Annotated in this window: 10 protein-coding genes; 5 read left to right on the top strand and 5 right to left on the bottom strand. The window is 73.6% G+C overall.

Annotation, left to right across the window (positions count from 1 at the left end):
- Nucleotides 1-16 precede the first annotated feature (16 nt).
- Nucleotides 17-844, bottom strand: a complete 828-nt coding sequence (locus tag OIE49_RS27215; protein ID WP_326804547.1) for an enoyl-CoA hydratase family protein — start codon at nucleotides 842-844, stop codon at nucleotides 17-19.
- A gap of 292 nt (nucleotides 845-1136) precedes the next feature.
- Between OIE49_RS27215 and OIE49_RS27210 the strand changes: the two genes are divergently transcribed.
- A complete protein-coding gene (locus tag OIE49_RS27210; RefSeq protein WP_401739826.1) occupies nucleotides 1137-1628 on the top strand; it encodes an ATP-binding protein in 492 nt (163 codons plus the stop codon).
- Here the strand turns inward: OIE49_RS27210 and OIE49_RS27205 are convergent.
- Entirely contained in the window at nucleotides 1588-3039 is a 1452-nt protein-coding gene (locus OIE49_RS27205; protein WP_326804545.1) for an amino acid permease, read from the bottom strand. The two genes, OIE49_RS27210 and OIE49_RS27205, sit on opposite strands and share 41 nt — an antisense overlap.
- A 125-nt stretch (nucleotides 3040-3164) precedes the next feature.
- Nucleotides 3165-4172 (bottom strand): ornithine carbamoyltransferase, encoded by a 1008-nt coding sequence (gene argF, locus OIE49_RS27200; protein ID WP_326804544.1) that lies wholly within the window; start codon nucleotides 4170-4172, stop codon nucleotides 3165-3167.
- Nucleotides 4173-4310: 138 nt separating this feature from the next.
- Here argF and OIE49_RS27195 point away from each other — a divergent pair, with 138 nt between their 5' ends.
- Genes OIE49_RS27195 through OIE49_RS27180 form a run of 4 tightly spaced genes read left to right on the top strand, consistent with a single transcriptional unit; the run spans nucleotide 4311 to nucleotide 10420 of the window.
- Nucleotides 4311-4754 carry a pyridoxamine 5'-phosphate oxidase family protein gene (locus OIE49_RS27195; protein WP_326804543.1) on the top strand — a complete coding sequence of 148 codons (444 nt, stop codon included), beginning with the start codon at nucleotides 4311-4313 and terminating at the stop codon, nucleotides 4752-4754.
- Between the two features lie 48 nt (nucleotides 4755-4802).
- A complete protein-coding gene (locus tag OIE49_RS27190) occupies nucleotides 4803-7895 on the top strand; it encodes an amino acid adenylation domain-containing protein (protein ID WP_326804542.1) in 3093 nt (1030 codons plus the stop codon).
- A gap of 47 nt (nucleotides 7896-7942) precedes the next feature.
- Nucleotides 7943-9166, top strand: a complete 1224-nt coding sequence (locus OIE49_RS27185; protein ID WP_326804541.1) for a cytochrome P450 — start codon at nucleotides 7943-7945, stop codon at nucleotides 9164-9166.
- Nucleotides 9167-9199: 33 nt separating this feature from the next.
- Complete coding sequence (locus OIE49_RS27180) at nucleotides 9200-10420, top strand: cytochrome P450 (RefSeq protein WP_326804540.1); 1221 nt, start codon at nucleotides 9200-9202, stop codon at nucleotides 10418-10420.
- Nucleotides 10421-10429: 9 nt separating this feature from the next.
- Here OIE49_RS27180 and OIE49_RS27175 read toward each other — a convergent pair whose 3' ends face one another.
- Both OIE49_RS27175 and OIE49_RS27170 read right to left on the bottom strand, forming a co-directional pair.
- Nucleotides 10430-12076 carry an amidohydrolase gene (locus OIE49_RS27175; protein ID WP_326804539.1) on the bottom strand — a complete coding sequence of 549 codons (1647 nt, stop codon included), beginning with the start codon at nucleotides 12074-12076 and terminating at the stop codon, nucleotides 10430-10432.
- Nucleotides 12073-12459, bottom strand: coding sequence for a cupin domain-containing protein (locus tag OIE49_RS27170; protein WP_326804538.1), 387 nt, complete (start codon nucleotides 12457-12459; stop codon nucleotides 12073-12075). The genes OIE49_RS27175 and OIE49_RS27170 overlap by 4 nt, the downstream gene beginning before the upstream one ends.
- Nucleotides 12460-12468 lie beyond the last annotated feature (9 nt).

Genomic DNA, 12468 nt, shown 5'->3' with positions numbered 1-12468 from the left:
GCACCGGTCACCCCGGTCACCTCCCCCGCCACTTCGGCGGGCGCTTCTCGGTGAAGGCCGCGTGGAACTCGGCGTAGTCCTCGCCGTTCATCAGCAGGGCCTGGGTGGAGGCGTCCAGTTCGACCGCGGCGGACAGGGGCATGTCGAGTTCGGCGGTGAGCAGGGCCTTGGTCTGGGCGTGGGCGAGGGCGGGTCCGTCGGCCAGCCGGCGGGCCAGGGACCGCGCGGCCTCGTCGGCGCTGCCCTCGTCGGTGAGGTGGCTGATCAGGCCGATCCGCTCGGCCTCGGCCGCCCGCACCGGCTCGCCGAGCATCAGCAGCCGGGTGGCGTGGCCGAGCCCGACCACCCGGGGCAGCAGGTAGGCGGCGCCCATGTCGCCGCCGGAGAGGCCGACGCGGGTGAAGAGGAAGGCGAACCGTGCGGTGGGGTCCGCGACCCGGAAGTCCGCCGCCAGGGCGAGGACCGCTCCGGCCCCGGCCGCCACCCCGTGCACGGCGGCGATCACCGGGAACGGGCACTCCCGTACGGCGCGCACGACCTGTCCGGTCATCCGGTTGAAGTCGAGCAGCTCGGACGTGTTCATGCTCAGGGTGGCACCGATGATCTCGTCCACGTCGCCGCCGGAGCAGAAGCCGCGGCCCTCGCCGGCCAGCACCAGGGCGCGCACGGCACGTTCGCGGGACAGTTCGGCGAGCAGGTCGCGCAGGTCGGCGTAGGCGCCGAAGGTGAGCGCGTTGAGCTTGTCGGGGCGGGCGAGGGTGACCGTGGCGACGCCGTCGGCGCGCTCGACGCGCAGATGGCGCCAGTGGGGGGTGCGGTCGGTGGAGCCGGTGAAGGGACTCATGACGTGGGGCCTCCTCGGGGGACTGCCACGAAACCTCTGCCGCGCTGCGCCGGGGCCGCGCTGCGCCGATGAAGCGCCGGGCCTCTGCCGCGCCGGACTCTCCCCACGAAGTTATCACTCGTTCCTGACTGTCGTCACGAGTGCGCGATAGATACGCGTGCGGGGCGCCGCCGGCTCCGGAGCCGAGGCCGCCACAAGATCGCCTGGACGGCCCCCGTACCATTCCCCTCGTTGAAAGCGGGACAACCTGGTGGCCGCCGCCGGGACGCCCCCCGCCCCGAACGGACCCACCTTGCCCGAGCACCCTTCAGCCCCGGCCCACCCGTCACCCGACGACCGTCCCTCGCGGAGGCACTTCGTGCCGTCCTCTCCGTCCTGGCGCGTCGCGCTGCCGCACTCGGCGGCCGCCGTGCCGGTGGCGCGCGCCCTGGTGCGGACGGCGCTGACGGAGCTGGAGCACACGGCCGACTGCGACACCGCGGAGCTGCTGACCGCGGAGCTGGTCGCGAACGCCGTGGAGCACGCCGTGGGCCGGGGCCCGATAGAGCTGGTGGTGGAGCTGCTGCCGACCGGCTGCCATGTCGAGGTGCACGACCCGGACCCGGACCCGCCCGGCGGCCTGACCCGGCCGGGCCTCGCCGCCCCGGACCCCTGGCAGGAGCACGGGCGCGGCCTGCTGCTGATCCGCGCCCTCAGCTCCGCCTGCGGGCACCGCGTGACCGCCTCGGGCAAGGCGGTGTGGTTCAGGTTGTCCGCGGGTCCGCCCCGGCTGCACCCGGCGTGACCTCCGCGGCCCCGGCCCGCGCCGCCAGCCGGGAGTGCCGGCGGCCGTAGACGGCGTACACCAGCAGCCCGGCCACGAGGAAGCCGGCGAACTGGAGCCAGGTGGTCCAGCCGGTCTCGTACATCAGGTACAGGGAGCAGCCGACGCCGAGCACCGGCAGCACGGGGTACAGCGGCACCCGGAAGGTGCGGGCGAGCCCCGGCTCGCGGCGGCGCAGCGTGATCACGGCGATGTTGACGACGCCCATGATGGCGAGCGTGCCAATGGTGCAGAGGTTGACCACGACGTCCAGCGAGGCGAACGCCGCGGGGATCGCGAAGACCACGCCGACGATCAGGGTGCCGGCGACGGGCACCGAGGTGCGCGGCGAGACCTTCTGCAGGACGGGCGGCACGAGCCCGTCACGCGACATCGACATCAGGATGCGGGACTGGGCGTACGTCACGGTCAGCACCACGGAGGCGATGGCGACGACCGCGCCGAAGGCGATCACGGCGCCGCCGACCGTGGAGCCGGTGACCGTGTTGACGACGTACGACAGTGCCGCGGGCCGGCCGCCGACCTGGTCGCCGCCGATGGCGCCGATCGCGGCGAGCGCGACCGCGCAGTACAGCAGGGTGACCAGGCCGATACAGACGAGGATGGCGACCGGGATGTCCCGGCGCGGGTTCCTGGCCTCCTCGCCCGCGGTGGTGATCGCGTCGAAGCCGATGTAGGAGAAGAACGCGGCCGTGGTGCCCGCGCCGATGCCGCCGAGTCCGGCCGGCGAGAACGGGGTGAGGTTGCCGTGCTTGAAGGCGGAGAACCCGATGGCGCAGAAGGCGACCAGGATGACGATCTTGAGCACGGCCATCGCGGCGGTCGCCCGGGCGCTCTCGCGCACTCCGCGCACCAGCAGCAGGCAGGCCATGGCGATGACGAGGACGGCCGGAAGGTTGACGGCCCCGCCGTCGCCGGGTCCGGCGGAGAGGGCGGCCGGCAGCTGCCATCCGGTGAGGCTGTGCAGCAGCTCGTTGACGTACTGGCTCCAGCCGACGGCGACCGCGGAGATGGAGATGCCGTACTCGAGCAGCAGGCACCAGCCGACCAGGAAGGCGGTGGTCTCGCCGAGGCCCGCGTAGGCGAAGGAGTACGAGGATCCGGAGACGGGGATCGCGCCGCCGAGCTCGGCGAAGGAGAAGGCGGTGAACACGCAGGTGATCGCCGCCAGGACGAAGGAGACGACGACGGCGGGGCCGGCCTGGGCGACCGAGTCGGACAGGCCGACGAAGATGCCGGTGCCGACGACCGCGCCGATGCCGAAGCAGACGAGCTGGAACAGGCCCATCGTGCGCTTGAGGCCGTGGCCCGCGCTGTCGGCGCCTGACTCGGCGACGAGGAGGGCCGGGGACTTGATGCGGGGAGCGGACATGCGGGGGTGGTGCTCGTTTCTGATGGTGCGGGGCGGCCTCGGGGTGTCCCCCGTTTATGCGGGGGGAGGTCGCGTGGCGGCGGCGGAAGGGGTGGCTCCGGGCCGCGGGTCTGACGGACGGCCGGTCAGGCCAGGGTGGCGACCATGATCGCCTTGATGGTGTGCAGCCGGTTCTCCGCCTCGTCGAAGACGACCGAGTGGGCCGACTCGAAGACCTCGTCGGTGACCTCCAGCGAGGTGCGGCCGTGCCGCTCGTAAATCTCGCGGCCGACCTCGGTGCCGAGGTCGTGGAAGGCGGGCAGGCAGTGCAGGAACCGCACGTCCGGGTTACCGGTGGCGCGCAGCACGTCCATCGTCACGGCGTACGGGGCCAGGGCCTCGATCCGCTCGTCCCAGGCCTCCTTGGGCTCCCCCATGGAGACCCAGACGTCGGTGGCGACGAAGTCGGCGCCGCGCACGCCCTCCTCCAGTGACTCGGTGAGGGTGATGCGCGCGCCGCTGGAGGCGGCCAGTTCGCGGGCGCGGTCGACGACCGTCTGGGCGGGCCAGTAGCTCTTGGGGGCGACGAGCCGTACGTCCATGCCGAGCAGGGCGCCGGTGACCAGGTAGGAGTTGCCCATGTTGAAGCGGGCGTCGCCGAGGTAGGCGAAGACGGTCTCGCGCGGCGGCTTGGCGCAGTGCTCGGTCATGGTGAGCACGTCGGCGAGCATCTGGGTGGGGTGCCAGTCGTCGGTGAGCCCGTTGTAGACGGGGACGCCGGCGTGTGCGGCGAGTTCCTCGACGGTGTCCTGGCTGTCGCCCCGGTACTCGATCGCGTCGAACATCCGGCCGAGGACACGGGCGGTGTCCCTGACGGACTCCTTGTGCCCCATCTGGGATCCGGACGGGTCGAGATACGTCGTCGAGGCGCCCTGGTCGGCGGCGGCGACCTCGAAGGCGCAGCGGGTGCGCGTCGAGGTCTTCTCGAAGATCAGCGCGATGTTGCGGCCCCGCAGGTACGGCGTCTCGGTCCCGGCCCGCTTGGCGGCCTTCAGCTCGGCGGCCAGTCCGACCAGGCCGCGGAACTCCTCCTCGGTGAAGTCCAGCTCCTTGAGGAAGTGGCGGCCGGTGAGACCGGTCGGGACGTGCACCATCGGGGAGTCTCCTGGGGACGGCGGGCGGAGTGCGGACTGTGGAAGTCTATACGATGTTCCACATTTCTATACAGAGTGCCGGGGTCCGGGATGCGAAGCGCCCGGGTCTGTTGAACTCTGGGAGTCATGGATCTCAGGATGTCGGTCGAAGACCGGGAAGAGTTCCTCGCCGGCCTCCACGTGGGAATCCTGGGGGTCGACGATCCTCGTGACGGCGCCGGCCCGCTGCTGGTCCCGCTCTGGTACTCCTACCGTCCCGGCGGTCCGGTGACGATCGCGACCGGGCGGCAGTCGCTGAAGGCCCGCCTCATCCGTGACGCCGGGAGGTTCAGCCTCTGCGCGCAGGACGAGTCGGCCCCGTATCGGTATGTGAGCGTGGAGGGGCCGGTCGTGGGCGTCGAGGATCCGCTGCCCGCGGCCGAGCAGGAGGCGCTGGCCCACCGGTACCTGGACGCGGAGACGGCGGCGGCCTACCTGGCGGCCAACCAGGAGCAGCTGGTCGACGACATCCTCATCCGCATGCGGCCCGAGAGATGGAGAACGGCCGACTTCTCCGCCTTCGCCACGGAGTTCGAGTCGTAGTTCTCCGTGCGGCGGGCGGTTCACGTGCAGCACAGACGGGACATCCCGATGGTCACTGACAGCAGGACGCTTCCGGTGGCACCGGCGTGGAACGCGGGAACGGCGTGGTACCCGCGCGATCGCTGTCTGCATGAGCTGTTCGACGCCCGGGCCGCGCTGCGCCCACGGGCGACCGCCTCCGTCCAGCACGGCCGCAGTATGAGCTACGGCGAGCTGAAGGACCGCTCCGACGCGCTGGCCGCCCGGCTGCTCGGCTCCGGGGTGCGGCGCGGCGACGGGGTCGGCGTGTGCGGGGGCCGGTCCCTGGAGGCGCTGGTCGCCTTTCTCGGCATCCTCAAGGCCGGTGCGGCCTACGTCCCGCTCGACGACGCCTCCCCGCCCGGACGGCTCCAGGCGATGGCGGAGGACGCTGGCATACACACCGTGGTGACGCTGCCCGGCAGTGTCTGCCGGATCCGGCGGGTGCGTACCCGCATCGCGCTGAACGGGTCGACGCCGAGCGCCCCGGTCGCGCTCCCCCGGACCGGGGCACGTTCCGGGGACTGCGCCTATGTGATGTTCACCTCCGGCTCGACCGGCCGTCCCAAACCCGTGGCGGTCCCGCACTGCGGCGTGGTCCGGCTGGCCGCCTCCGATCTGGTGTGGCAGCGGCCGCGGCCCGGTGAGCGGGTGCTGCACGCCTACGGCCTCTCCTCGGACGCCTCCACGATCGAGATCTGGTCCCCGCTGCTCGCCGGGGCCTGCGTGGTGATCGCCGACCAGGAGGAGCTGCTGTCCCCGGCCGCCCTGGAGTCCCGGCTGCTGTCCGAGCGGGTCAGCGTCGCCTACCTGACCACCGGGGTGTTCCACCACATCGGGCGCACCAGGCCGTCGGCGCTGCGGTCGCTGCGGTTCGCCTCGGCCGGCGGCGAGGCGATGGACCCGGAGCTGGCCCGCGCGATCCTGGCGGCCTGCCCCGACACCACCGTGGTCAACTTCTACGGTCCGACCGAGAACAGCGTGGTCTCCACCGCGCACCTGGTGGACGACCTGCCGCCCGAGGCGACGGCGGTGCCGATCGGGCGGCCGCTGGAGAACTCCACCTGCTACGTGGTGCGGGCGGACGGCACGCTCGCGGACGCCGGTGAGGAGGGCGAACTCCTCGTCGGCGGGGACGGGCTCGCGCTGGGATACCTCGGCGACCCCGAGCTGACCGCCGAGCGCTTCGTCGACAACCGCTTCGAGCCCGGTACGCGGCTCTACCGCACCGGCGACCGGGTGGTGCGGCGCGCGGACGGCGTACTGGAGTACCGGGCGCGGGTCGACCGGCAGATCAAACTGCGCGGGCACCGCATCGAGCCGGACGAGATAGAGGCGCGGCTGCGCGCGGACGACACGGTGGGCGAGGCCGTCGTGGAACTGGAGGGCGACAGCCTGATCGGGTACGTGACACCGGCCCGGCCCGGCATGGCGCTGCCGCTGGACCGCATCCGCGGCGGCCTCACGGCCTGGCTGCCCGCGGCGGCGGTGCCCGCGCGGCTGGTGGAGGTGGGGCGGTTCCCGGTGACCGCGGGCGGCAAGGTGGACCGGCGCCGGCTGCGCCTGCTGGCGGCCGCGGACACGGCCCCGAACGCGGCGCCGGGCAGGCCCGCCGCCCCGGCGAACGGGCAGCGCCCGGGTCCGGTTCCGGGCCCGCAGGAGTCGGCGGCGCGGGTGTGGCAGGTGGTGCTGGGCGTGCGCCCGGCGCCCGGGGACGGCTTCTTCGACATCGGCGGCGACTCCCTGCTGGCGGCCGAGGTCGTCACCCGCACCCTGGCGGCCTTCGGCCTCGACGCCCGGTACGGCCGCACCCTGGTCCACAGCCTGCTGCGCTCCCCCACCCTGGAGGACTTCACCGCCGCCGTCGCCACCCTCACCTCCGTCGAGGGCCGGCGGGCCCGGGCGGCCCCCGAGGCCCACGCCGTGGACTTCCGCGCCGAGTCGCGGCTCGGCTTCGCCCTGCCGTCGCCGCGCGGTCCCGAACCGGACTGGCGGCACCCCGGGGAGGTACTGCTGACCGGGGCCTCCGGTTTCGTCGGCGCCTTCCTGCTTGACCGGCTGCTGCGACGCACCGGCGCCCGGGTGCACTGCCCGGTGCGCGCCCGCGACGCCGCGCACGCGCGGCAGAAGGTGATGCGGAACCTGGCCCGCTTCGGCCTCGCCGGCGCGGAGGCGGCCGACCGCGTCGTGTGCTTCCCCGCCGACCTCGCCGAGCCCGGCCTCGGTATGGAACCGGGCCGCGCCGAGGAGCTGGCCGGCACCCTCGACCTGATGCTGCACGCCGCCGCACAGGTCAACTTCCTCTACCCGTACGAGGCGTTGCGCCGCGCCAACGTGGAGGGCACCCGGCAGCTCGTACGACTGGCGGCCGAACGGGCCGTGCCCGTGCACTTCTTCTCCACCATCGCGGTGCTCGCCGGCTTCGGCACCGCGGGCGTGCGGCACGTGGACGAGGACCTGCCGCTCGACCACGCCGACCGGCTCACCATGGGCTACGCCGAGAGCAAGTGGGTGGCCGAGGAGGTGCTGCGGGACGCCGCCGGCCAAGGCCTGCCGGTGGCGGTCCACCGGCCGTACGAGATCACCGGCGACCGGCGCACCGGCGCGTGCAACACCGACACCGCGATCTGCTCGCTGTTCAAGACGATCACCGAGACCGGGCTTGCCCCCGACATCCCGCTACCGCTGGACTTCGTCCCGGTGGACTTCCTCACCGAGGCGGTGGTGCACATCGCCACCGGGCACCGCACCACCCACCGGACCTACCACATGACCAACCCCCGCCCGGCGAGCCTGCGCGACATGCTGGACCGGATGGACGCGAGCGGCCACCGGATCCGGCGGCTTCCCTACGAGGAGTGGGTGGACGACCTCGTCCGCCATGTCGCGCGGCACCCCACGAGTCCCACCGCCCCGTTCGTCTCCCTGTGCGTGGACCGCTGCAAGCAGGCGGACATGTCCGTCAAGGAGATGTACTTCGAGGGCACCTTCCCGTCCGTGGGGCGGGACAACGTCGAACGCGGCCTGGCCGGTACGGGCCTGAGCTGCCCGCCCGTCGACGCGGATCTGCTGGACCGCTACCTGGAGTACTTCTACGCCACCGGCTACATCGAGCGCCCGTAGCCGGCGCCGGTGGCCGGACTCCCTCAGCCCACGCCGAAGGAGCCAGCATGACCCCACACTCACCCGGCGCGCCGGCGCCGGGCCCAGAGGCGGACGTCCTGGACTTCCCGCTGCCGCCGCCCGGCACCATGGGGCCGCCCGAGACGTGCGCGCGGCTGCGCGAGAGCCGTCCCGTGACCCGGGTCGGGCTGCTGATGGACGCGACCGCCTGGTACGTCACCCGGTACGAGGACGTCCGGGCGCTGCTCGCCGACCCCCGGCTGATCAGGCCGACCATCAACGACTGGCCGCCGCGTCCCGGACCGGCCGCCGACGACGGGCCGGGCCTGGTCACCATGGCGGAGCTGGACGGCCCCCGGCACCTGGCCCTGCGCAGGTCCGTGGCCCCGGCGTTCAGCGCGGGGGCCGTCCGGGACCGGCTGCCCCGCATCCGCGCGCTCGCCGACCGGCTGCTGGAAGAGTTCGCGGCGGGCGGCCCTCCCGGCGACCTGGTGGCCGCTTTCACCGAGCCGTTCCCGCTGCTCGTGCTGTGCGACCTGGTGGGCATCCCCTGGCAGGACCGGGACTGGTTCCTGCCGGTCCTGGACGCCGCCCTCGGCGGCATGGTGACCGCCGAGGAGGGACGCAGGGTCACCGACCTGCTGCACGCGTACGTGGCCGAGCTGATCGCGCGGAAGCGGAGCCGGCCCGGCGACGACGTCCTGACCCTGCTGGTCCGCGAGACCGAGGACGGGACGCTGACCGACGACGAGGTCACGGCGTTCGGGCTGTCCATGCTCACCGTCGGCTTCGGCATCAGCGGCTTCTTCCTGGCCGGCTCGGTGCACACCCTGCTGCGCCGGCCGGACCAGTGGGCCCGCCTGCGCGACCACCGCGACCTCATGCCCGGCGCGGTGGAGGAACTCCTGCGGTACATGCCGGTGATGAACGGCACCGTGCTGCTGCTCGCCACCGAGGACGTCGAGGTGGGCGGGCAGACCGTCCGCGCGGGCGACGCAGTCATCCCCGTGCTGGCCTCCGCCAACCGCGACGAGAGCGCGTTCGCCGACGCCGGCCGGCTCGACCTGTGCCGCGCGGACAATCCCCACCTCGCCTTCGGCCGGGGAACCCACAACTGCGTGGGCGCGCACCTGGCGCGCGCCGAACTGACGGTGGGAATCGAGGCGTTGCTCGACCGCTTCCCGGGTCTGCGTCCGGCCCGGGGTCAACAGCCCTTCTGGGACGACCAGTCCGTCACCAAGTCACCGCTGACCCTCCCGGTCGGCTGGTGAGCCCCATCCGCAGGCACCAGGGGAGGTCCACCCGTGAACACCACGCCGGAACCCGCCGTCGACGTGCCCGTCGTGCCCGTCATCGAGCTGCCCCTGCCGCCGCCGGGCACCATGGGCCCGCCCGAGGAGTACCAACGGCTGCGCCAGGAGTGCCCGCTGGCCAGGGTCAGGCTGCCGATCGGCGCCACCGCCTGGTACGCCACCCGCTACGACGACGTCAAGGAACTCGTCGCCGACGCCCGGCTGATCAGGCCGAGCATCACCGACTGGCCGCCCCGCCCCGGCCATGCCCCCGGGGACGAGCCGGGCCTGGTCACGATGATGGAGCTGGAGGGCCCCCGGCACGCCGCGCTGCGCCGCGCCCTGAGCGAGCCGTTCAGCGTCCGGTCCGTGCGGAGCGGGACGCCGCGCATCCGGCGGTCGGCCGACCGGCTGCTCGACCCGTTCGTCGCCGGCGACCAGCCCGGCGACCTGGTCGTCCGGTTCATCGAGCCCTTCCCCGTCATGGTGATGTGCGATCTCGTCGGCATCCCCTACGAGGACAGCGACTACTTCCTGCCCAGGGCGGACGCGGCGCTCGGCGCCATCCTCACCCTGGAGGAGGGCCGGGAGGCCACCTCGCAACTGCGCAAGTACATCACCTCGTTGCTCGACCGGAAGCGGCGCGAGCCCGGCGACGACATGCTCACCCGGCTGGTCGGGGAGTGCGATCGCGGCGCTCTGGACCACGAGAGCGCGGTGAACTTCGGGCTGTCCATGCTGGTCGCCGGCTACCGCACGAGCACCATGTTCCTGGCCGACGCGGTGCTGACCCTGCTGAGCGTGCCCGGCGCGTACGCGCGTCTGCGCGACCACCGCGCCCTGCTGCCGGACGCGGTGGAGGAACTCCTGCGCTATGTGCCGGTGATGAACGGCGTCGTCGTCCTCCAGACCGTCGAGGACATCGAGTTGCACGGCCGGACGATCCGCGCGGGCGACGCCGTGCTGCCCGTGCTCGCGGCGGCCAACCGCGACGAGAGCGTGTTCACCGACCCCGACGGGCTCGACCTGTGCCGCGCGGACAACCCCCATCTCACCTTCGGCCGCGGGGCGCACAACTGCATCGGCTCCCATCTGGCCCGGGCGCAGATGACCGTGTGCCTGGAGGCGCTGTTCGACCGGCTCCCGGACCTGCGCCTGGCCGAGGGCCACCGCCCCATCTGGGAGGACGAGTCGCCGAGCAAGTCGCCGCTCACCCTCCCCGTCAACTGGTGAGCCGGCCGCTCACGCGGTGTGGACCGCCTCCCCCGCGACCAGGGTGAGCACAGCCCGGGTGCCGGCCACGCCGGTGTCCGGGGCGAAGAGATCCCGGTCGAGCACGGCGAGGTCGGCCGCCATGCCCTCGCGCAGCAGGCCGACTTCGTCGTCGTTGCCGTTCACCCAGGCCGAACCGGCCGTGTACGCGCGCAGGATGTCGGTCAGCTCCAGCCGTTCGTGCGGCACGAACGGGCGGTCGGCGCCCGGCCATCCGGTGTGCGCCGAACCGGGCGGTTCGGTGCGGTGCACGGCGACGTGCATGGCCTGCCACGGGTCGGCCGTGGTGACCGGCCAGTCGCTCCCTCCGGCGAGCCGGGCGCCGCTGTCCAGCAGCCGGCGGAAGGGGTACTGCCGGCCGGCCCGCGCCTCGCCCAGCAGCGGGTTGGTCAGCTCGTCGGTCTGCTGGTGGTGGGTCGCCCACAGCGACTGGACGTTGGCCGTCACCCCGAGCGCGGCGAAGCGGGCGATGTCCACGTCGTCGACCAGCTGCACATGGGCGATGTGGTGGCGCCGCTCGCGGGCCCCGTTGGCAGCGGCCGCGGCCTCGACCGCGTCCAGGCACTCGCGCACCGCCCGGTCGCCGATCGCGTGGAAGTGCACCTGGAATCCGGCGGCGTCCAGGAGGGTCACCGCGTCGGCGAGCAGCGCGGCGGGCACGTTGGAGTGGCCGGCGTTGCCGGTGGCGCACCCGCAGGAGTCCAGGTACGGCTCCAGCAGGGCGCCGGTGCCGTTCTCCAGCACGCCGTCCTGCATCACCTTCACGGCGCCGGCCCGGAAGCGGCGGCCGGGCTCCCCGCGCCGCGCCACCAGGTCGTCGAGCTGCTCCAGGCCGCGGTCGCGGTCCCACCACAGGGCGCCGGTGACACGGGCCTTCAGCAGCCCCTCCTCGTCGGCCCGCCGGTAGGCGGCGAGCGTGTCGCCGGCCCCGCCGTAGGCGCCGACGATGGCGTCCTGCCAGCCGGTGATGCCGTACCGGAAGAGATGGGTCTGCGCGTGGCTCAGCGCGGCAAGCTGGTCCTCGGCGGTGTCCGGCGGGAGCAGCCGGGCCACCAGGTCCATGGCGCTCTCGTGCAGCACTCCGGTGGGCCGGCCGGCCGCGTCGCGCTCGATCCGCCCGGCCGGCGGGTCCGGGGTGGCCGCGTCGATCCCGGCGCGCGCCAGTGCCGCCGAGTTGACCCACGCGGAGTGGTGGTCGGCGTTGGGCAGGAACACCGGCCGGTCCGGTACGACGGCGTCCAGGGGCTCGCGGGTGGGCCAGCCGCCGGGGAAGCAGTCCATGCCCCAGCCGCCGCCGAGGATCCACGGCCGGCCGGGGTGGGCGGCCGCGTACTCCCGGACGGCCGTGAGGCAGCCCTCGGCGTCGGTGGCCCGGGTGAGGTCGCAGCGCAGCGCCTCGAGGGCGCCCCAGACCGGGTGGATGTGCGCGTCCTGGAGGCCGGGCACCACGGTCCGGCCGGCCAGGTCGAACGTCTCGGCCGGGCGGCCGGCGGCCCGGCGCACCTCGGCGTCGGTGCCGACGGCCGTGATCCGGCCGCCGGACACGGCGACGGACGTGGCGTTCGGGCGCCGCGGGTCGCCGGTCCACACCCGGCCGCCGTGCAGGACGAGGGTCATGCGCCGGCCCCGTGGGTGCGCAGCACGTACACCTTGCGCAGGGTCTCGTGGACCTGCCAGGTGCCGCGCCAGCCGGCCGGCATCGCGAGGGTGGCGCCGGGACGCAGCTCGACGTCCTCACCGCCCTCGGTGCGGACGGTGGCGGATCCGGTCAGCACCTGGCAGACCTCGTCGTAGCCCTCGCGGGTGGCGGTGAAGTGGCCGGGGTCGCACTCCCAGACCCCGACCTCGGCCACCCCGTCGGGCGACTGCCACAGGGTGAGCGTGGTCTCCCGCTGGCCGGTGGTGCTGGTGGGCTTGGGCGCCATGGGGGGCAGGTCGGCGCTGGCCGGGTCGGCGAGGAAGGCGACGACGGGGGCGAGTGCGGTGGTGTCGGTGTCCATGGGCTTACC

It is taken from the genome of Streptomyces sp. NBC_01788, assembly GCF_035917575.1.
In the GTDB taxonomy this organism is placed as follows: domain Bacteria; phylum Actinomycetota; class Actinomycetes; order Streptomycetales; family Streptomycetaceae; genus Streptomyces.
The sequence above is the reverse complement of the archived record's forward strand: the minus strand, read 5'-3'. Positions and strand labels throughout refer to the sequence as shown.